The following is a 19,883-nucleotide window of genomic DNA, read 5'->3' as shown; positions in this document are numbered from 1 at the left end:
GGGATACGAGAAAGGCATCACCATGCAGCCCCACCATCCCCTCGCGCGAGGCTTCACGCTGATCGAACTGATGATCGCGGTGGCCATCGTGGCCATCCTCGCGGCCGTGGCCTACCCGAGCTACACGGACTACGTGCGCAAGTCGCGCCGGGCCGAGGCCCGCAACGCCCTGCTCGACATCGCTGCCCGTCAGGAGCGCCGCTTCAGCCAGCTCAACAGCTACAGCAGCACGCTGTCCGACTTCGGCTACAGCGCCTCGTCGGTCAATGGCTACACGCTGGCGCTGTCGGGCGTCACCTCGTCGGCTTTCACCGTCACCGCCACGCCCACCGGCGTGCAGACGGGCGACAGCTGCGGCACCTTCGAGCTCAACGAGACCGGCCGCACGCGCAACCTGAACGGCACCACCGTCCTGACCGTGGCCGGCTGCTGGTGAAGCCTGCGCCGCCGCCATGAAAAAAGGGCCTCCGTGGAGGCCCTTGTCGCACGTGCCGATGGTGCTCAGTGGCGGAAGTGGCGCGTGCCGGTGAACACCATGGCGATGCCGCGTTCGTCGGCCGCGGCGATGACCTCGTCGTCGCGCACCGAGCCACCCGGATGGATCACGCAGGTCGCGCCCGCATCGACCACCACATCCAGGCCGTCACGGAACGGGAAGAAGGCGTCCGATGCCACGGCGGTGCCCTGCAGGGTCAGGCCGGCGTGCTGGGCCTTGATCGACGCGATGCGGGCCGAGTCCAGTCGGCTCATCTGGCCGGCGCCCACGCCCATGGTCATGCCGTCCTTGCAGAACACGATGGCGTTGCTCTTGACGAAGCGGGCCACCGTCCAGGCGAACAGCATGTCCTTCATCTGCTGCTCGGTGGGCTGCAGCTTGGTCACCACCTTGACATCGCCCACGATGTCGATCGCATCGGCCGACTGCAGCAGCATGCCGCCGCCCACACGCTTGAAGTCCAGGGCGTTGCCCAGCTTGCGGGTCGCGTCATCCAGCGGCACTTCCAGCAGACGCACGTTCTGCTTGGACGCATAAGCGGCGCGCGCGGCGTCCGTGAACTTCGGTGCAATCACCACTTCCACGAACTGCTTGTTGGCGTTGATGGCCTCGATGACGTCGGCATCGACCACGCGGTTGAAGGCCATGATGCCGCCAAACGCGCTGGTCGGGTCGGTCTTGAGGGCCTTGGTGTAGGCCTCCAGCGGACCGGCGCCCACGGCCACGCCGCAGGGGTTGGCGTGCTTGATGATGACGCAGGCCGGCGCTTCGAAGGCCTTCACGCATTCCCACGCGGCATCGGCGTCGGCGATGTTGTTGAAGGACAGTTCCTTGCCCTGGATCTGCGTCCAATTGGCCAGGGTGCTGACCACCGGCGAAGCCTCACGGTAGAAGGCCGCCGACTGGTGCGGGTTCTCGCCGTAGCGCATGCCCTGCACCTTGTGCAGCTGCAGGTTGTAGACGGCGGGGTACTCGGCCTTGGCGGGCACGGCTTCGGTTTCCAGCTCGACGCCGGCCTCCAGCGAGGTCAGGTAGTTGGTGATCATGCCGTCGTAGGCCGCGGTGTGGGCAAACACCTTCTTGGCCAGCATGAACTTGGTGGTGCGGGTGATCTGGCCGGCCTTCATCTCGGTCAGCACCTGCTCGTAGTCGACCGGGTCAATGATCACGGTCACGTCCTGCCAGTTCTTGGCGGCCGAGCGCAGCATGGTGGGGCCGCCGATGTCGATGTTCTCGATGGCGTTGGCCAGGGTGCAGTCGGCCTTGGCCGTGGCTTGCGCGAAGGGATAGAGGTTGACCACCAGCAGGTCGATCGTGTCGATGCCATGTTCCTTCAGCGCGGCCATGTGCTCGGGCAGGTCGCGGCGGGCCAGGATGCCGCCGTGCACACGGGGGTGCAGGGTCTTGACGCGACCATCCAGCATTTCGGGGAAGCCGGTGATCTCGGCCACTTCGGTGACCGGCAGGCCCTTGTCGGCCAGCAGCTTGGCGGTGCCGCCGGTGGACAGCAGGCGCACACCCTGGGCATGCAGTGCTTGCGCGAATTCAACGATGCCGGTCTTGTCGGACACGGACAGCAGGGCGGTCAGGGCCATGGTTCTTCCTTTGGGCAAAGAGCAGTGGAGGCTGGGAAATGAAAAATGGGACTGCGACGACGCTCACTTGATGAGCTTGTGTTCCACGAGCTTGCGGCGCAGGGTGTTGCGATTGATGCCGAGCCATTCGGCTGCCTTGGACTGATTGCCTTCGGCGCGCTGCATCACGACTTCGAGCATTGGGCGCTCGACCGCGTTGACGACCATGTCGTACACCGCGTGCGGTTCGGCGCCGCGCAGGTCTTGGAAGTAACTTTCAAGGTTGTCCTTGATGCAGTCCTGGATGGTCTTCTTGCTCATGTTCTTGTCGGTCAGTTCGCCATGCAGGCCGCCTGGTGGGGCGCCTGCAGGCTGTCGTCCCCGGTCGCCTCCCCGGCTGCAGCGGGCAGTCGGTCGTGGGTCAGGCTGAGGACGTCGAAAAAATCGGTGACCGCCCGCACCTGTGCATCACAGCTGTCGAGCGTGTTCATCTGGGCGCGAAAGGCTTCACCGCCAGGCAGGGCGCGCACGGCCCACCCGATGTGCTTGCGCGCGGTCCGCACACCGGCGAACTCGCCATACAGGCCATAGTGGTCTTCCAGGTGGCTCAGCAGCCAGTGCTTGACCTGTTGCGTCGTGGGCGGCGTGCGGTGTGTGCCGGTCGCCAGGTAGTGGGCGATGTCCCCGAAGATCCACGGACGCCCCTGGGCGGCGCGGCCCACCATGAGCGCGTCGGCTCCGGTGTGGCGCAGCACGGCCAGGGCCTTTTCGGGCGAGGTGATGTCGCCATTGGCCACGACCGGCACGCGGACGGCGTCCTTCACCGCCGCAATCGTGTCGTACTCGGCCTGGCCGGTGTAACCCTGCTCGCGCGTGCGGCCATGCACCGTCAGCATGGCCACGCCGGCCTGTTCGGCCGCCCGGGCCAGCCGCACGGCATTGCGATGCTGCTGGTTCCACCCTGTGCGCATCTTCAGGGTCACGGGCACCTTGTGCGGCAGGCAGGCGGCGACCACGGCCTCGACGATCTGCAACGCCAACGGCTCGTCCTGCATCAGCGCGGAGCCCGCCCATTTGTTGCAGACCTTCTTGGCCGGGCAGCCCATGTTGATGTCGATGACCTGCGCACCGCGGTCGATGTTGTAGGCCGCCGCTTCGGCCATCATGGTGGCATCGGTGCCCGCGATCTGCACGGCGATCGGTGCAGTCTCGCCGTCATGGTTGGCTCGTCGTGAGGTCTTGAGGCTGTGCCACAGATCCTTGCGCGAGGTCACCATCTCGCTGACCGCGTACCCCGCGCCGAGCTGCTTGCACAGCTGCCGGAAGGGGCGGTCGGTCACCCCGGCCATCGGCGCCACGAACAGGCGGTTCGGCAACTCGAGGGAGCCGAGTCGCAGTGCGCTGGTGGTCAAGGTGATGGAAGACATGGGCGACGAAAGGCGAGGCGGCACCAGGACCGGCACGGCAGGGGGGCCACCGAGGGCACCCGTGAAAGACAGCGCAGCCCCGTCCGCGCAGGCGAACAGGGCTGCTTAAAAAGAAGGCAGAGTATACCGGCCCTCGTCCTCCATGCGGGCGATGCCCATGGCACGAACCGCCGCCCGTGCCGCCACAGGCCGCGGGCGTTCAGGGAAATCCCGGATGAATATTGCAGTACAAATGCAATCGTTGCGGTCACAATGCCATGCGCGCGGTACCGTCGCGTTCCAATCCCTCTGACCGGTCCACCATGAAGCAGTCTTTATTCGCCTTGTCCGCCGGCGCCGTTCTGTGCGCGCTGTCCGCCTCGTCCGCACTTGCCGAGGGCTACACCATCAAGCTCGGTGGCATCTACATCGACCCGCGCGCCACCAGCAGCTCGCTCAAGGGCACCTTGCCGGTGTACCAGGGCGCCTACCTGGGCAACATCAACGTGAACGGCGGCACCCGCCTTGAAGTGCAGCCCAAGAGCACGGTCATGTTCAGCATCGAGCGCCCGCTGAGCGACCGCTGGAGCGCCGAGCTGGTGTTAGGCGTGCCGCCCGAGCACGATGTCAAGCTGCGCGCGCCGAACCCGGAGCTGAGCGCCCTCTCGGCAGAAGCTGGCACGCCGCTGGGCAACGCGAAGGTGGCGGGTACCACGCAGAAGCTGCAGCGCAACAATGGCGAGGTGGTGGCCACGGTGAAGCAGGCCGCACCGACGCTGTTCTTCAACTACCAGTTGGCCGAGCCGGGGGCCGCCCTGCGCCCGTTCATCGGTGTCGGCATCAACTACACGCGCTTCAAGGCCACCTCCAACGACGTAGGCAACAAGCTGTACAGCGACGGCAAGGTCCGCATCGATCTCACTGACTCCTACGGCCTGGCCTTCCAGACCGGCGTGAGCTACCGCATCGACCGCAACTGGTCGATCAACGCGGGCTGGGCCACGGCAGCTGTGAAGAACAAGCTCACCATCCGCACCGATCACAGCGAGCAGAAGGCCATCTACCGCTTCCACCCCTCAGCCTTCTCCATGTCGGTGGGCTACACGTTCTGATCAGAACGGCGTGACGTGCCGGCGACCGCCTTTAAGCGGTCCTGCGACAAGGGCCCCGACAGGGGCCTTTTTTTGTGGGTGTCTGGCTACCCTCCCATCCCACCGCACAATCCCCGCATGGAAGCGAGCTTGATGTCGTGGGTCCAGGTGATCCTGCAGTGGTTTGCACTCCCGGAAGTCGGTCTGGGTGCGGTGTTTCTGGTGGCCACGGTGTCGGCCACCTTGCTGCCCATGGGTTCCGAGCCCGCGGTGTACGCCCTGGTGAAGCTGCGGCCCGACCTGTTCTGGCCTGCGGTGCTGGTGGCCACGGCCGGCAACACGCTGGGCGGTGCGATCACCTGGTGGATGGGGCGGGGCGCCCATCGTGCGGCGGACGCGCTGCGCCACCGAGACGATGACCCCGCGCTGCCGCCTTCCGCGGGGCGTGCCGAGGGCCGGGCGGCGCGCTGGTTGGTGCGGTTCGGGCCGGCGGCCTGTTTGCTGTCGTGGCTGCCGGTCGTCGGCGATCCGCTGTGCGCCGTGGCCGGGTGGCTGAGGCTGCCGTTCTGGCCCTGCCTTTTCTACATGGCGATCGGCAAGGGCTTGCGGTACATCACGATGACCGCGGCGCTGTTGTGGATGATCTGAGCATCTCCCATCGGTCAAATGGGTGGGCGTGTGCGGCCGATTTCCCTCTTTCGGGGGTTTCCCATGAACATGGGAAGCATCTTGTAACGATTCCCTCGGGCCAGTCTGGCGGTTTGATCCGGCGCGCCACTAAACTGCTTTTCGTCCACCCGCATCGGTCACGCCGCAGAGCGACGACACAGTCAGCCGGCGGGGCGGCAAACAAGCAAAAACGCTGTCATCGAAGAGCCAGGTCCAGGGAGGGCATGTCTCGGGGGAAGGGCTCCGGTCTCAGGCCGGGGCCCTTTGTCCATTTCAGGGCTTGGGCGACATCGACGTGATGGTGAACTGTCCGCCCACCTTGTCCGCGGTAAAGGTCACCTTGTCGCCCACCTGAAAGCGCTTCAGCCACGCCGGGTCGGCCACACGGAAGCTCATCTGCATCGCGGGGATGTCCAGGTTGCGGATCTCGCCGTGCTTGAGCGTGATCTTGCCGGCATCCGGGTCGACCTTGCGGACTTCGCCGTCGACCGGTTGCGCCAGCGCGGACAGGGCGATCCCCAGGCCGGACAGCAGGCCCACGATCGTGCGCATGACAGAAACTTTCACAAGACACTCCGGTTGGTCAGCGGGAAACACAGCTTGTCAGACCCGCCAGGCCCAGGATGGTTCCCCGGGGCTGCGGACACATGATGCCCTGATGCCCGAACGTCCGCGCGAGGCCCCCGGTTGACCCTGTTGCCTTGCAGGAGCTTCTAAAATACCGGTTTCGCTTACCGCTCAGCCGTGCCTGCCATGCCCCACTCCTCTGCTCCGGCTTCGGCCGATCCTGTCGCCCACATCGCTCCTCGGGACAAGGCCGAGATCCTGGCGCAGGCGCTGCCCTACATCCGCAAGTTTCACGGCAAGACCATCGTCATCAAGTACGGCGGCAACGCCATGACGGACCCGGAACTGCAGGCCGACTTCGCCGAGGATGTGGTGCTGCTCAAGCTGGTCGGCCTGAACCCGGTGGTTGTGCACGGTGGCGGTCCGCAGATCGATGCCGCGCTCAACAAGATCGGCAAGAAGGGCCAGTTCATCCAGGGCATGCGCGTCACCGACGACGAGACCATGGAAGTGGTCGAGTGGGTGCTGGCCGGCGAGGTGCAGCAGGACATTGTCGGCCTGATCAACGCCGCCGGCGGCAAGGCCGTTGGCCTCACGGGCCGCGACGGGGGGCTGATCCGCGCCCGCAAGCTCAAGCTGCAGGACATCCAGGACCCGAGCAAGGAGCACGACGTCGGCCAGGTCGGCGAGATCGAATCGATCGACCCCAGCGTCGTCAAGGCCCTGCAGGACGACCAGTTCATCCCCGTCATCAGCCCGATCGGCTTCGGCTCGAAGAACGAAAGCTACAACATCAATGCTGACCTGGTGGCTTCCAAGCTGGCCGAGGTGCTCAAGGCCGAGAAGCTGATGCTGCTGACCAACATCAAGGGCGTGCTCGACAAGGACGGCAAGCTGCTGACCGACCTGACGGCCCGCCAGATCGACGAGCTGATCGCCGATGGCACCATCAGCGGCGGCATGATTCCGAAGATCGCCGGCGCCCTGGATGCAGCCAAGAGCGGCGTCAACGCCGTGCACATCGTGGACGGCCGTGTGCCGCACGCCATGCTGCTGGAGATCCTGTCGGATCAGGCCTACGGCACGATGATCCGCTCGCATTGAGATGACATTCCGCGTGCCGGGTGACGCCCTGAGGCCGTCCCCGGGGCAGGCCGTTCCCGCAGCGTGGGTGCTCCTGCTGCTGGCCTACTTGAGCTTGGTGGCCGGGCTGCAGGCGGCCGTCTCGCCCACGCTCGAGCTCGACCAGGCCGAGCAGCTCATCCTGGCCCAGAAGCTGGCCTGGGGCTACACCAACCAGCCGCCGCTCTACACCTGGCTGGTGTGGGGCTTGACGGCCCTGACGGGCTCGGTGGTGTTCTCGTTGTGGGCGCTGAAAGTGGCCTTGCTGACCGGCTTCGTGCTGGCTTGCGACGGCGCAGCCCGTTGCCTGGGCCTCGGCACAGCGCAGCGGGCCGCGGCGGTGGCAGGGCTGGCGCTGGTGCCGGCCGTCATCTGGGAAGCGCAGCGTGACCTGACGCATTCGCTGCTGGCTGCCAGCATCGGGGCGGGTGTGCTGTGGTCCGCACTCGACAGCCTGAACCGGCCTGCCTGGTGGCGTGACGCCCGCACCGGCCTGCTGGCGGCGGCCGCGCTGCTGTCCAAGCACAACGCACTCATTTTCCTGGTGGCCTTGCCGCTCACGCTGGCCTGCTCGCCGGTCACCCGCGCCCGCTGGCGTTGGGGCGGCCTGCTGACAGTGGCCGGGGTGGGCGCCCTCGCGTGGGCGCCCCATGGCGCCTGGCTGGCCGCTCACCCTGAGTCACTCAACCGAACCCTGCAGAAGATCCATGGCGACGCGGGCGCAGCCCAGCTGATGGCCGAGGCCTTTCAGGCACTGCTCGGTTTCTTCACCCCCTGGTGGCTGCTGGCTCTGCCCATGGCCTGGCAGGCCCGGCGACTCAGCGAGGCCGGGCGCTTCCTGGCGCACCTGGCTGGCGCCGTGGTCTGCTGCCTGCTGGTGTTTGCCGTGGCGCTGGGGGTCGATCGCTTCAGCCCGCGCTGGTATTTCCCGCAGCTCTTCTTCCTGCCGCTGTGGCTGGCTGCCGCGACCGATCCGGCCGTGCGCCACTGGGGGCGTCGCCTGTGCGTGGTGGGCGCGCTGCTGGCGCTGGTGGTGGCCGTCGCGCTGCCCGGCCGGGTCTGGTGGGGCGGCGCACGGCCCACGCGCCAGAACCTGCCCTATGCCGAACTCGCCGCGCAACTGCGGCAGCAGTGGGGCGGCACGGTGCCCCGTGTCGTGCTGGCCTCGCACCACCTTCCCGGGGCGAACCTGAAGGCCGCCTGGGGGGCGGACGTGCTGGTGCTGACGCCCGTCGTGCCCTGGGCCGCGCCCCTTCCCTCCGAAGTCATGCTGGTGGCGCGCGCAGAAGACCTGACCGAGCCCCGTTTTCAGACCTGGCTGGCCGCGCGCACGGGGCTGACGCCCGACGCCATCCGCTGGTCTGGCGAGGTGGCTGCGCCGCCCTATCACCGCCCGCAGGGCGCGCCGGTCACGCTGCGCTGGGCCCGCGTGGTGGCCGAGCCCGGAAAGTGAGCCATGCCACGTCCGCCGTCTTCCGCGCCGATCTGGCTCTTTGATCTCGACAACACCCTGCACGATGCGAGCCGGGCGGTCTTCGGGCGACTGAACCAGTCGATGACGGAGTACATCGTCACCCACCTTGGCCTGCCGCCCCCAGAGGCCGATGCCCTGCGCCTGCACTACTGGCGCCGCTACGGCGCCACCCTGCTCGGGCTGGAGCGCCACCATGGCATCCGCGCTGCTCACTTCCTGGCCCAGACGCACACCCTGCCTGGGCTGGAGGGGGCGCTGTCCATGCCGCATGTGGACCGGCTGGCGCTGCTGCGGCTGCCGGGGCGCAAGATCCTGCTGACCAACGCCCCGGCCGAGTATGCGCAGCGGGTGCTGACCACCCTGGATCTGGCCGGCGTGTTCGAGACCGTGGTGTCCATCGAGGCCATGCGTGTGTTCGGCGACCTGCGGCCCAAGCCCGACACGCGCATGTTGCGCGTGGTGCTGGCGCGGCTGAAGTTGCCGGCCCACCGCTGCATCCTGGTCGAGGACACCCTGGCCAACCTGCGCAGCGCCCAGAAACTGGGTCTGGGCACCGTGTGGATGCGGCACTACCTGAAGGACAACCCCCATGGCCCCGAGACGGCCACGGGTCGGGGGCGTCCGCGCTGGTTGCATGCCAGGATCCGGCGGCTCCGGGCCCTGCACCACTGGCGGCCGCATCGTCCTCGCTGACGTGGCCATGCACGCTCAATCCGTGAGCCTGGCTGGCGTGACGGTGTGGCTGCGATCCGACCGCACCGCCTGGTTGCCCCCGGACCAAGCGGGTGGCGCCGCCGATGGCGCCGCGGGCCACGCCCCGGCCGGAACCGAATGGCCTGCAGGCGGCACCCTGCTGGTGGCCGATGCGCACCTGGGCAAGGCCCATCAGTTCAGCGCCCTGGGCGTGCCCCTGCCGGCGTCGGCCCGCAGCGGGGCCGATGGCGACACGCTGGCGCGCCTGGCTGCAGCCCTGCACGCGACGGCGGCGCGCCGGCTGGTCGTGCTGGGCGACCTGTTCCATGGGCCCCAGGGGGGAGACAGCCCGGCGCGCTTTGCCCGGGCCATGGCCGCGTGGGCTGCGGGCCGCCCTGGTGGTCTCCCGGCGGAATTGGTGCTGATCGGTGGCAACCACGACACCCGGGCCCGAGCGGACCTGTCGGCCCTGCAAGGCCTGCTTGGCGAGCGGCTGATCTGCCTGCCCGAAGAAGGGCACTGGCGACATGGGCTGTTGGCGTGTGCCCACCATCCCGAGCCGGTGGCCGGCGCGGGCTACACGCTGAGCGGCCACCTGCACCCGTGCGTGCACGTTCAGGCGCCGGGGCGCGACCGCCTGCGCCTGCCGTGCTTCTGGCTGGGCGATGCCGGTGTGCGCCCCGTCGGCGTCCTGCCGGCCTTCGGGGCCTTCACCGGCATGCATCCCATCCGTCCAGCCGGAGCGGACCAGGTGTGGGCCGTCACACCGCAGGGGCTCCATCGGCTGCCGGCCTGAGCGGGGTGCGTGCGTTCTACACTCGCGGGCATGAGCTCCCCTGACGTCGTGTCCCTGATCGCGCGCGCGGAATCCCTGCTGCAGCGCCTCGAATCCCTCGTTCCCTCGCCGCATCACAGTCCCGTGATTGCGCCCGACTGGCAGGCCTCCGTGGCCTTTCGCTATCGCAAACGCAGCACGGCCGCGTGGGCGTCGGGCTGGCTCGAGCCGGTGCGCCACGTGGCCCGCATCGGCTACGACGACCTGCAGGAGGTCGATACCCAGAAGGCACGCTTTGCGCGCAACCTGGCGCAGTTCGTGGCGGGACGGCCTGCCAACAACGTGCTGCTCAGCGGCGCCCGCGGCACCGGCAAATCGTCTCTGGTGAAGGCAGCCCTGCAGGCTCACGCGGCCGACGGTCTGCGCCTGATCGAGGTCGACAAGGCCGACATGATCGACCTGCCGGACCTGATCGACCTGGTGAGCCACCGGCCTGAGCGCTTCATCGTGTTCTGCGACGACCTCAGCTTCGACGAAGGCGAGCCCGGCTACAAGGCCCTGAAGTCCATCCTCGACGGCACGGTGTCGGCCAGCGGGGACAACGTGCTGATCGTCGCCACGTCGAACCGGCGGCACCTGCTGCCCGAATACCACTCCGACAACAAGAGCTACACCCGCTCGGACGATGGTGAACTCCATCCCGGCGAGGTTGTGGAGGAGAAGATCTCGCTGTCCGAGCGCTTCGGCCTGTGGATCAGCTTCTACCCGTTCAGCCAGGACGAGTACCTGGCCATCGTGGCGCAGTGGCTGAGCCATTTCGGCCTGGATGCCGACGCCATCGAGGCCGCCCGGCCCGAGGCCCTCGTGTGGGCAATCGAGCGCGGGTCGCGTTCCGGTCGTGTGGCGTACCAGTTTGCGCGCGACCACGCTGGCCGACTCCAGGGGGATGCGTCATGAGCACGGCATCGTCCGAACGCAAGTCGTACCACGTGATGGACGCGACCGACCGTGTGCCGGTCGAGGTGGCCGTGGGCGTGCTGATCGAGCGCGATGCGCACGGGCGCGAAGGGCGCTTTCTGCTGACCTCGCGCCCGGAAGGCAAGGTCTACGCGGGCTACTGGGAGTTTCCGGGCGGCAAGCTGGAAGCCGGGGAAACGGTCGAGCAGGCCTTGCGCCGGGAGCTCACCGAGGAGCTCGGCATCACCATCGGCGAGGCCCATCCCTGGCAGGTGGAGGTGATGGACTACCCCCACGCCCGCGTGCGCCTGCATTTCTGCAAGGTCTACACCTGGGATGGAGTGTTCGAGATGCGGGAGGGGCAGCACATGGCGTGGCAGTCCTTGCCTGTCGAGGTGATGCCGGTGTTGCCGGGCACCATTCCTGTGCTGCAGTGGCTGGCCGCCGAACGCGGCCATGCTGGGCTCACCCACCAGGACAGCCCGGCGGGCGACTGATTCACGGCGCCGAGGCGCCGCGGACTCAGTTCGACGCGGCGCTGGCGGCCGGTGCGGCTTCGCTGGCCGGGGCGCTGGCAGCCGAGGCGGGCTCTTCGGTGTGGGTTGCGTCGATCCCGTGCTTCTCACCGCCCATGTCGATGTTGGCGTCGGTCTTGCTGAGCACCAACACCACGATCGCGGCGAACACCACGAAACCCACGAGCATCTTCCACATCATTTGTCTCCAGTTGGGGGCGCAGGGTTGCGCCCTGTCAGTTTCAGGCGCCTTCTGGGCGCCACCGTGTTCAAGCGCATGTTGCGCGGGCGCATTGTGTGCCCGGCCGACATGTCTTGTTCCTCCGTAGCATCCCGGGGGTGGGCTGCTCCGTCAAGGGGCATACCCCTGCGCTATTCTGGGACACCTGCGCATTGAAGCAGTCGATGTTGATCAACAACGACACACAGAAAGCGAGACAAGCGATGAGCCCTTACCAGACCCTCGACTGGAACGTGGATCCCGATGGGGTGCTGCTGCTGAGACTGAACCGGCCCGAGCAACTCAACGCCTTCACGGTGGAGATGGCGAACGAACTGGTCGATGCCTTTCAGCGTGCCAGCCAGGACGATGCGATGAGGGCCGTTGTCGTGACGGGCGCGGGCAAGGCCTTCTGTGCGGGCATGGACCTCTCGGTGGGCGGCAACGTCTTCGGCCTGGACGAGCAGCAGCGACCGACCCTGGAAGACCTTCGCGAGCGGCTCGACGACCCTGCCATCCTGAACGGGGTGCGCGACACCGGGGGGCGGGTGGTGCTCTCCATCTTCGATTGCAAGAAGCCGGTCATTGGCGCCATCAACGGGGCCGCGGTGGGCATCGGCGCCACGATGACGCTGCCGATGGACATCCGCCTGGCGTCGGACAAGGCGCGCATCGGCTTCGTGTTCGGCCGCATCGGGATCGTGCCCGAAGCCTGCTCCAGCTGGTTCCTGCCGCGCATCGTGGGCATCTCTCAGGCGCTGGAATGGACCTACATGGCCGATGTGTTCGATGGCCAGGAGGCACTGCGTGGCGGCCTGGTCAAGGCCGTCGTGCCGGCCGAGCAACTGCTGAACGAGGCCCTGAAGATCGCGCGCCGCATTGCGACCGAGCGCTCGGCGGTGGGCATCGCGCTGACGCGCCAGATGATGTACCGCAATGCGGCCCAGCCGCACCCGCTGGCGGCCCACCAGGTGGATTCGCTGGCAATGTTCTACACCAGCATCGGCGATGGCAAGGAGGGCGTGCAGGCCTTTCTCGAGAAGCGCCCGGCCCGGTTTGCCAGCCAGGCGTCCGACATGCCGCCGTTCTATCCGTGGTGGTGACGCAGGCCGTGCGTCCACGCGCAGGCGCTGCACCATGAAAAAGCCCGGCGCAAGGCCGGGCTCGGGATGCGATGCAGGGCGCGCATCGGGCAACGCGTGCGCCGCCCAGGCTCGCGAACCGATCAGCTCAGCTGGTTGCTGATGAGCTTGGTCAGTTCGAACATCGTGACCTGATCCTTGCCGAAGATGGGCTTCAGCTTGGCGTCGGCATTGATGTTGCGCTTGTTGGCTTCATCTTGCAGCTTGTGTGCCTTGATGTAATCCCACACCTTCTTGGTGACCTCGGTACGCGGCAGCGGGTCCTTGCCGATGACGGCGGCCAGCAGCGGGCTCGGGGTCAGGGGCTTGGAGAAGGCGGCGTTCGGGGCGCGCTTCGGAGCAGCTGCCTTGTCGGCAGTCTTGGTGGCGGCCTTCTTGGCCGGGGCTTTCTTCGCAGTTGCCATGTGAATTCACTCCAGAGAGAAGTCGGAATCTGTGGGCCCCGGGCGCTGGCTGCGTGCGCAAGCGTTCCTCTGAGGCGATGCATCGGACATGGTAATGCTTCTTCCCAGGCAAAACCATGCTTTCCTGGCCAATGTGGCCGGGGCACGTCACGATTTTGCCCCGTGAAGCGCCGGCCCGGCCCGCGAGCCCGGGAGAGCAAGCGGTATGCCGGCACCCTGGAATGGCGGTGCATGGAACATACCGTGACAGCCGGCTTGGCATGAACGCGCTTTGGTGTTCAATCCAGGGGGTCCCCCTCGACCCAGGAGCAAGTTGATGACCCCTCAAGCCGTGCTGGCCCAGCCCTTCACCCTGCCCAATGGCTCGGTGGTTCGCAACCGCCTGTTCAAATCGGCCATGAGCGAAGCCCTGGGCACGCGGGCCGGCGCGCCGACGCCGGAACTGGTCCGGCTGTACGGGGCCTGGGCCGATGGCGGCATCGGCCTGTGCGTGACGGGCAATGTGATGATTGACCGGGGGGCGCTCGGCGAGCCGGGCAACGTCGTCATCGAGAGCGACGAGCACCTGGCGGCCCTGACGGCCTGGGCCCATGCCGCCACCCGAGGGGGCGCGCAATGCTGGGTTCAGCTCAACCATCCCGGCAAGCAGGCGCCCAAGGGGCTCAACCGCGAAAACGTCGCGCCGTCGGCCGTGCCGTTCCGACCGGACATGCAGGCCTTTTTTCCCACCCCGCGTGAGTTGACGGACGCCGAGGTGCGCGCCCTGGTGGCCCGGTTCGGTGTGGCGGCGGGCGTGGTCAAGCGCGCCGGGTTCACGGGGGTGCAGATCCATGGCGCCCATGGCTACCTGGTCAGCCAGTTCCTGTCACCCCATCACAACCGCCGCGAAGACGAGTGGGGCGGCACGCCCGAGAAGCGGCGGCGTTTCGTGCTGGCCGTGTACCGGGCCATGCGCGAGGCGGTCGGCCCGGATTTCCCGATCGGCATCAAGCTCAACTCGGCCGATTTCCAGCGAGGCGGCTTCACGGAAGAGGAGTCGCTGGACACCATCCGTGCGCTGGCCGAGGCCGGCATCGACCTGATCGAGGTGTCGGGCGGCACGTACGAGGCCCCGGCCATGACGGGGGTGAAGGACAAGGCGCAGCCGGTCAAGGAGAGCACACGGCAGCGTGAGGCCTACTTTCTCGCGTTTGCCGAGAAGGCGCGCCAGGCCGTGCGTGTGCCGCTGGTCGTGACGGGTGGCTTTCGCTCGCTGGAGGGCATGGCCGAGGCCGTGACCTCCGGGGCGGTCGACTTCGTCGGTCTGGCGCGCGCACTGGCGATCGAGCCTGATCTGCCGCGGCGCCTGCTGGCTGGGCAACAGCCGCAGCAGACCGTGCGCCCGATCCGCACAGGCATTGGCATGGTCGATCGCATGGGGCTGATGGAGGTGACGTGGTACACGGGGCAGCTCAAGCGCATCGGCCGGGGAGAGCCGCCCAAGCCGAAGGAATCGGCGCTGTGGGTGCTGCTGGGCTTTCTGATCAAGCAGGCGGGCCTGGGGCGCAAGAAGAAGCCGACGCGCTTGCGGGCGAGTTGACGGGGCTGTCCCCTGGCTGGCGCGTCAGTCTGTACGGCAGAGGACCTGGGGGCCGATGTCGGCCACCGTGGCGCAGCCGGTGAGCGCCATGGCGATTTCGAACTCGTCGCGCAACAGCCGAATGCAATGCGCCACGCCACGCGCGCCGGCGGTGGCCAGTGCGTGCACATAGGGGCGGCCCACCATCACGGCCTGTGCGCCCAGGGCCAGGGCCTTGAGCACATCGGTGCCGCGACGGATGCCCCCGTCTACGATGACCGGAATCTGCCCCTGTGTGGCTTCGACCACGCGAGGCAGTGCATGCGCCGTGGCCGGTACGGTGTCGAGGGTGCGCCCGCCATGGTTGGACACGACAAGCCCGTGTGCGCCCTGTTCACAGGCCAGCCGGGCGTCGTCCGGGTGCAGGACGCCCTTCAGCAGAATGGGCAGATGCGTGATGCTGCGCAGCCAGGCGACATCGTCCCATGTGGGTGCGTGGTGCAGCAGGTCGTCGAACAAGGCGCTCTGGCCCGGGCGCAGCGAGACCTTCAGGGACGGGCGCACGCCGCGGAGGTTCACGGCAGAGATACCGTCTGGCAGCGAGAAGCCGGTGCGGCGCTCACGGTCCCGTGCGCCGCTGGTGGGGGCGTCGACGGTCAGGACGAGAGCCTCATAGCCCGAGGCGACGGCCCGTGCGACGAGGTCCCGGGTGAAGGCGCGATCCGGCTGTATGTAGAGCTGCATCCACAGGGGGCCCCGATCCGGGTCGCTGCCGATGGCCTGTGCCACGTCTTCCAGCCGGGTGCTGGCCTGCGAACTGAGGACCAGGCCTGCGCCCTGCGCTGCAGCCGCCAAGGCGACGCCGATCTCGCCGTCTGCATGGGCGAGGCGGTGGTAGGCCACCGGCGCGAGGATCACCGGATGAGCCAGCGTGCGCCCGAAGAGGGTGGTACGCGTGTGCCCCCCTGCCAGTCGCCTCAGCACACGGGGGTGCAGTGTCAGGCGGTCCCACGCATCGCGGTTGGCGCGGATGGTGAGCTCGTCGGCCGCGCCGCCTTGCAGCCAGGCCCAGGTCGGTACGTCCAGACGAGTGCCGGCGTGCCGTTCGTAGTCGGCCAGGCTGGCTGTGTCAGACGGGATGGCTTGCAGGGGAGGTGACGACATGGTGTGCCGGGGACGAAGGGGGAGCGCGGGTCAGGCCACGTCGTTGCCCGATGCGGGCGCCTTTCGGCCATCGAGCATGGCAAGCACCAGATTCTCGCCGTGGTGCCGCGACGTGACGATGACACCGAGGACATGCAGGAAGATCAGACCCAACAGGGACCAGGCCAAGCCGGTGTGCACCCATTCGAGCGTTTCGCTGCCCCAGTACCGATCGGTCGTCTGGAGCCAGCCGCTGACTGCGATGGCCGCCGTGGAGGCCAGCAGCGTCAGCACCATCCACCCACCCAGCGGGTTGTGCCCGATGTGCCGGGGGGCGCGGCCTTGCCGGACAGCCTGCGCGTAGCGTAACGTGGTGGACGGGCGACGGACGAACTGGCGAAAGCGGGCGTACCGCGTGCCGTACACGCCCCAGACGAGCCGCATGGCGATGCACCCGATGGCGACGTAGCCCGCAGGCTCATGCCAGGCGAGGGGGATGCCGACGCGCAGTGTGCTGAGCCACGTGACGGCCACTGCCATGACCAGAGACCAATGCAACGCGCGAACCAGCGGGTCCCAGACCCGCAGGCTGCGGGCCGGGGTCATTTCTGCAGCACGTCGGTCACGGTTTCCAACGTCTTCGGGTTGAAGTACGACTCGCGCTTCTTGCCCTTGGCGTCAAAGCCGTACACCTCGTAGCAGCCGTTGTCGACCTTGAGCTTGCGGATGGTCCAGCCTTCCTTCTCGAGCTTGCTGGCCAGTTCTTCCTTCGGGCGCCACTCGTTGGCGGGCACCTTGCATTCCACGCCTTCGCCGTGGGCGAGGACGAGGGCGGGCAACAGGGCCACGGCAGCTGTGGCGAGGGTGCGGGTGATGTTCATGGGCGTGCTTTCAGTGGGGATGTGAACGCGGGCGGGCTCAGGTTTCCGCCCACATGCGAAGGAGGTTGTGGTACGTGCCCGTCAGGCCGACGACCGTCGTGCTTTCGCCATGCGCTTCACGCAGGCGCACGAGGTTCATGTCGAGATCGAAGAGCAGACGCCGTTGTTCGTCGCTGCGCACCATGCTCTGGATCCAGAAGAAGCTGGCGATGCGGTGTCCACGCGTGACGTGCTCGACGCGGTGGACGCTGGTGCTGGGGTAGATCACCGCATGGCCGGCCGGCAGCTTGACGGCCTTGTGGCCGTAGGTGTCGTTGATCACCAGTTCGCCACCGTCGTACTCGTCGGGATCGGCCAGGAAGACGGTGCAGCTCACGTCGGAACGGACGCGCTGTCCGCTGGTGACCGAGTGCATCACGGCGCCATCGACGTGGTCGCCGTAGAAGTTGCTTTCGCCGCCGTAGCGGTTGAACTGCGGTGGGAAGATCCTGGCAGGCAGGGTGGCCGAGAAGAACAGCGGGTGGCGGTCCAGTGCCTGCAGGATCACCTGGCGAGCCAGCTGCGCTGGCGTGCTGTCCGGGGCCAGTTGTTCGTTCTGTTTGGCGTGCACCGCCTGGCTGCCTGCCGTGCGTCTGCCATCCCGCCAGCTGGCCTCGGCAAAGGCTGCCCGGATCTGGCCGAGCTCGTCGGCGGTCAGGACGTCGGGGATCTGCAGCAGCATGGCGGTGCCCTCAGGCTCAGAGTGTGACCTTCAGCGTGAGCTGGGCCGAGCGGGCGGCACCAGGCACGTAGAAGCCGTTGTAGACCTGATCGACATACAGACGGTTCGTCACGTTCGAAATGTTGAAGCGCAGCGAGGTCCGCCAGTTGACGATGTACTCGGCCATCACGTCGAACGTGGTGAAGTCGTCGGCACGGATGGTCCGGTTGGCCGGCGGAGTCTGCGAGCCGCGGTGGTTGATGCCCAGGCCCGCGCGAATCTGCGGCGTCAATTGGTAGGTGTTCCAGAGGCTGCCGCTGTGCTTGGGCGTCAGACCCGGGCGATCGCCCGCGCGTGGGGTGTTGCCGGTCACCCCTTTCGCTTCGTCGATCCGGGCATCGGGGATCCAGGTCCACGAGAGGTAGGACTCCCACTTGTCCGTGACCTGACCGGCGATGTCGATGTCCAGGCCGGCGGCGTGCCGCTTGCCCGACAGAATGATGGTGTTCGAGTCGGGATCGTTGTTGCGCTCGTTGTACTTCTCGGAATAGAAGAGCGATGCGCCGACCGACAGGCGCTGATCCAGCAGGGTCAGCTTGGTGCCGATCTCGGTGTTGCGGCTCTTTTCAGGGTCGACCACCGACTGCTTCGCACGGTTCGCCGAGTTGAGTTCGAACTGATAGGCGTCGGCAGAGACGTTGAACGACGTGCCGCGCGACACGTGGAACGAGGCCCAGTCGGTGGGCTGATACAACGCCCCGATGCGGCTGCTCCACAGGTAGTCAGTGCGGTCGTAGTTCTCGGTCGCGTTGCGGTAGTGGGCCGAGAATGCGTCGTAGCGCATGCCGCCGATGAGCTTCACCGTCGGGGTGATGGCGACCATGTCCTGCGCGTAGGCGCCGAGGTTGCGCGAGCTGAAGTAGTTGAACGCGGCCGGGGCACGGGTGTCCACAAAGGTGGCGCCGTCGTCCGGGTTGCCCACGGTGGTGTTGAGGCTGGTGCCAGTACGGGTCTGAGGATAGGTGTTGGCGCGTCGGCCCTTGTCCCACGACAGGTCTACCCCGGCAATCACGCTGTGCTCCATGCCGGCCAGCATGAGCTTGTTGGTGTAGTCGCTCTGCAGCAGGGTGCCGGTCGTGGCCGACACGCGTCCCTTCGACTGGTTGCGGGTCAGCACCGTGGCGTCACTGAAGTTGGCCAGCGTGGTGCCCGACGCATAGGCCGGCACGGTGGCCAGCAGGTCGCGTTCGAAGTGACCGTGACGCAGGCTGGTCTTGAGTTCGGCGCCGCCACCCAAACGCTTCAGGTGGGTCAGGGTCGCGTAGTCTGCCCCACCCTTGTTGTAGTCGCTGTCCAGGCCATAGAACGCGTTGTTGGCCATCACCGGCTTGATCTTGCCGTTGACCAGGAACCAGCGGTGCGCGTAGATCGGGTTGTTGTCGTACTCGAGGTGATAGAGGCTGGCGGTGAACTCGTCCGCTGTGCCGATGCCCCAGCGGAACGTCGGGGCGATGCCCTGCTTCGAAACGGTCGCGCCGTGGTTGTCCGCCTCGTGCTTCATCGCGTTGATGCGCAGTGCCGCGTTGTCCCCGGTCTTCACGTTGACGTCGGCCGTCACACGGTACATGTTGCCGGTGCCAGCCGTCGTCTCGATCTCCGTCTGGTTCATCAGGAACGGCTGCTTGTTGACCTGGTTCACCACGCCGCCCGTGGAGCCGCGGCCGAACAGCATCGACGCCGAGCCCCGCAGCACTTCCACGCGGTCGTAATTGAAGGTGTCGCGTTCGTACAGCGAGGGGTCACGCATGCCGTCGATGTACAGGTCGCCAGCCTGGGCCAGCGAGAAGCCGCGCAGGCGGACGTCTTCCTCACCCGTTTCGCCGGCCAGGAAGGTCACGCCGGCGGTGGTGCGCAGCACGTCCTTCAGGTCGGTCAGGTTGCGGTCGTCCATCAGCTTTTCAGTCACGACGGTGACGGACTGGGGAATGTCGCGCAGTTCCTGCTTGCCCTTGCCGATCGTCGTGGTGACCGCCTGGTAGGTCTCCTTGGCTGCGGGCTTGGCGACGTTTTTTGCCTTCACCCCGACCGTGGGTAGGGTGGCACCGGCTGCGGCACTTTCAGCAGTAGCCGCATTGTTGGCCGTCTGCGCCATCACCGGCACCGCCAGCAGGCTCAGGCCCACGCCGGCGGCCAGGGCGCCGAGCGGCAGGACGGTCGGGAGAGATCGGGTGGGGGCCTGCGCAGGGCGGGCCACACGAGTGCGACGTCGGGACATGAGAAGAACTCCAGAGGGCAGGGGGCCTGCGGTGCAGGCCTGGAATGCCGGGCTCCGGGTGGCTGGCTGGTCCGGACAGGGACGGGCTGGCGGGCGAGAGGAACCGGTAGATTTGCAAATGATAACGATTCGTAATACTGTTGGCATCCAAGCCCGACCGCTGAGACGGGGGGATGACACTTCCCCGCCACACTTGGCGGGCCAGTCGACCAAAAAAAATG

General features: G+C 67.2%; 22 protein-coding genes. 11 read left to right on the top strand and 11 right to left on the bottom strand.

The features are described from left to right. The first annotated feature begins 22 nt into the window (after nt 1-22). Nucleotides 23-436 (top strand): type IV pilin protein, encoded by a 414-nt coding sequence (locus QZ709_RS03605; RefSeq protein WP_294635972.1) that lies wholly within the window; start codon nt 23-25, stop codon nt 434-436. Between the two features lie 65 nt (nt 437-501). On the opposite strand, the gene purH is transcribed toward QZ709_RS03605, so the two are convergent. The 3 genes from purH to dusB form a co-directional block, all read right to left on the bottom strand. Continuing rightward, a complete protein-coding gene (gene purH, locus QZ709_RS03600; RefSeq protein ID WP_294635971.1) occupies nt 502-2,091 on the bottom strand; it encodes a bifunctional phosphoribosylaminoimidazolecarboxamide formyltransferase/IMP cyclohydrolase in 1,590 nt (529 codons plus the stop codon). A 63-nt stretch (nt 2,092-2,154) separates the two neighbouring features. Continuing rightward, a complete protein-coding gene (locus QZ709_RS03595) occupies nt 2,155-2,391 on the bottom strand; it encodes a Fis family transcriptional regulator (protein ID WP_294635970.1) in 237 nt (78 codons plus the stop codon). 11 nt (nt 2,392-2,402) lie between these two features. Next, nucleotides 2,403-3,467: a tRNA dihydrouridine synthase DusB gene (dusB, locus tag QZ709_RS03590; protein ID WP_294636083.1), complete on the bottom strand. Its 1,065-nt coding sequence runs from the start codon at nt 3,465-3,467 to the stop codon at nt 2,403-2,405. 332 nt (nt 3,468-3,799) lie between these two features. Between dusB and QZ709_RS03585 the strand changes: the two genes are divergently transcribed. Together QZ709_RS03585 and QZ709_RS03580 are read left to right on the top strand one after the other, a co-directional pair. Continuing rightward, nucleotides 3,800-4,588, top strand: coding sequence for an OmpW family outer membrane protein (locus QZ709_RS03585; protein ID WP_294635969.1), 789 nt, complete (start codon nt 3,800-3,802; stop codon nt 4,586-4,588). Nucleotides 4,589-4,705: 117 nt separating this feature from the next. Next, on the top strand, nt 4,706-5,215 hold the full coding sequence (locus QZ709_RS03580; protein WP_294635968.1) for a YqaA family protein: 510 nt from the start codon (nt 4,706-4,708) through the stop codon (nt 5,213-5,215). A gap of 294 nt (nt 5,216-5,509) precedes the next feature. Here the strand turns inward: QZ709_RS03580 and QZ709_RS03575 are convergent, their stop codons facing one another. After that, a complete protein-coding gene (locus QZ709_RS03575) occupies nt 5,510-5,803 on the bottom strand; it encodes a copper-binding protein (protein WP_294635967.1) in 294 nt (97 codons plus the stop codon). A 186-nt stretch (nt 5,804-5,989) separates the two neighbouring features. Between QZ709_RS03575 and argB the strand changes: the two genes are divergently transcribed. From argB to QZ709_RS03545, 6 genes are read left to right on the top strand one after another with little or no spacing between them, the layout of a single operon-like run. Beyond that, complete coding sequence (argB, locus tag QZ709_RS03570; RefSeq protein WP_294635966.1) at nt 5,990-6,907, top strand: acetylglutamate kinase; 918 nt, start codon at nt 5,990-5,992, stop codon at nt 6,905-6,907. A gap of 1 nt (nt 6,908) precedes the next feature. Then, nucleotides 6,909-8,378, top strand: coding sequence for a glycosyltransferase family 39 protein (locus QZ709_RS03565; RefSeq protein WP_294635965.1), 1,470 nt, complete (start codon nt 6,909-6,911; stop codon nt 8,376-8,378). Nucleotides 8,379-8,381: 3 nt separating this feature from the next. Continuing rightward, nucleotides 8,382-9,092, top strand: coding sequence for a pyrimidine 5'-nucleotidase (locus tag QZ709_RS03560; RefSeq protein WP_294635964.1), 711 nt, complete (start codon nt 8,382-8,384; stop codon nt 9,090-9,092). A 7-nt stretch (nt 9,093-9,099) separates the two neighbouring features. Next, entirely contained in the window at nt 9,100-9,888 is a 789-nt protein-coding gene (locus QZ709_RS03555; protein WP_294635963.1) for a DEAD/DEAH box helicase, read from the top strand. A gap of 30 nt (nt 9,889-9,918) precedes the next feature. Beyond that, a complete protein-coding gene (locus tag QZ709_RS03550) occupies nt 9,919-10,824 on the top strand; it encodes an ATP-binding protein (RefSeq protein WP_294635962.1) in 906 nt (301 codons plus the stop codon). A gap of 35 nt (nt 10,825-10,859) precedes the next feature. Beyond that, on the top strand, nt 10,860-11,321 hold the full coding sequence (locus QZ709_RS03545) for an NUDIX domain-containing protein (protein ID WP_294636082.1): 462 nt from the start codon (nt 10,860-10,862) through the stop codon (nt 11,319-11,321). 25 nt (nt 11,322-11,346) lie between these two features. Here QZ709_RS03545 and QZ709_RS03540 read toward each other — a convergent pair whose 3' ends face one another. Further along, a complete protein-coding gene (locus QZ709_RS03540) occupies nt 11,347-11,538 on the bottom strand; it encodes a hypothetical protein (protein WP_294635961.1) in 192 nt (63 codons plus the stop codon). A gap of 245 nt (nt 11,539-11,783) precedes the next feature. Here QZ709_RS03540 and QZ709_RS03535 point away from each other — a divergent pair, with 245 nt between their 5' ends. Beyond that, entirely contained in the window at nt 11,784-12,662 is an 879-nt protein-coding gene (locus QZ709_RS03535) for a crotonase/enoyl-CoA hydratase family protein (RefSeq protein WP_294635960.1), read from the top strand. Nucleotides 12,663-12,784: 122 nt separating this feature from the next. Here QZ709_RS03535 and QZ709_RS03530 read toward each other — a convergent pair whose 3' ends face one another. Further along, on the bottom strand, nt 12,785-13,105 hold the full coding sequence (locus tag QZ709_RS03530; RefSeq protein WP_294635959.1) for an SWIB/MDM2 domain-containing protein: 321 nt from the start codon (nt 13,103-13,105) through the stop codon (nt 12,785-12,787). Nucleotides 13,106-13,421: 316 nt separating this feature from the next. Here QZ709_RS03530 and QZ709_RS03525 point away from each other — a divergent pair, with 316 nt between their 5' ends. After that, nucleotides 13,422-14,684, top strand: coding sequence for an NADH:flavin oxidoreductase/NADH oxidase family protein (locus tag QZ709_RS03525; protein WP_294635958.1), 1,263 nt, complete (start codon nt 13,422-13,424; stop codon nt 14,682-14,684). Nucleotides 14,685-14,708: 24 nt separating this feature from the next. On the opposite strand, the gene QZ709_RS03520 is transcribed toward QZ709_RS03525, so the two are convergent. From QZ709_RS03520 to QZ709_RS03500, 5 genes are read right to left on the bottom strand one after another with little or no spacing between them, the layout of a single operon-like run. Continuing rightward, on the bottom strand, nt 14,709-15,827 hold the full coding sequence (locus tag QZ709_RS03520; RefSeq protein ID WP_294635957.1) for an alpha-hydroxy acid oxidase: 1,119 nt from the start codon (nt 15,825-15,827) through the stop codon (nt 14,709-14,711). A gap of 30 nt (nt 15,828-15,857) precedes the next feature. Beyond that, nucleotides 15,858-16,412 carry a cytochrome b/b6 domain-containing protein gene (locus tag QZ709_RS03515; RefSeq protein WP_294635956.1) on the bottom strand — a complete coding sequence of 185 codons (555 nt, stop codon included), beginning with the start codon at nt 16,410-16,412 and terminating at the stop codon, nt 15,858-15,860. Further along, nucleotides 16,409-16,687, bottom strand: a complete 279-nt coding sequence (locus tag QZ709_RS03510) for a PepSY domain-containing protein (RefSeq protein WP_294635955.1) — start codon at nt 16,685-16,687, stop codon at nt 16,409-16,411. Before QZ709_RS03510 ends, QZ709_RS03515 begins: the two co-directional genes overlap by 4 nt. Before the next feature lie 37 nt (nt 16,688-16,724). Continuing rightward, the gene (locus QZ709_RS03505) at nt 16,725-17,408 is read right to left on the bottom strand and encodes a Fe2+-dependent dioxygenase (RefSeq protein WP_294635954.1); all 684 of its coding nucleotides are present in this window, start codon (nt 17,406-17,408) and stop codon (nt 16,725-16,727) included. 16 nt (nt 17,409-17,424) lie between these two features. Beyond that, nucleotides 17,425-19,662, bottom strand: coding sequence for a TonB-dependent siderophore receptor (locus tag QZ709_RS03500; RefSeq protein ID WP_294635953.1), 2,238 nt, complete (start codon nt 19,660-19,662; stop codon nt 17,425-17,427). Nucleotides 19,663-19,883 lie beyond the last annotated feature (221 nt).

Origin of the sequence: uncultured Aquabacterium sp. (assembly GCF_913773725.1) — a bacterium.
Taxonomy (GTDB): Bacteria; Pseudomonadota; Gammaproteobacteria; order Burkholderiales; family Burkholderiaceae_C; genus Aquabacterium.
This window is presented reverse-complemented; position numbering and strand designations above follow the sequence as displayed.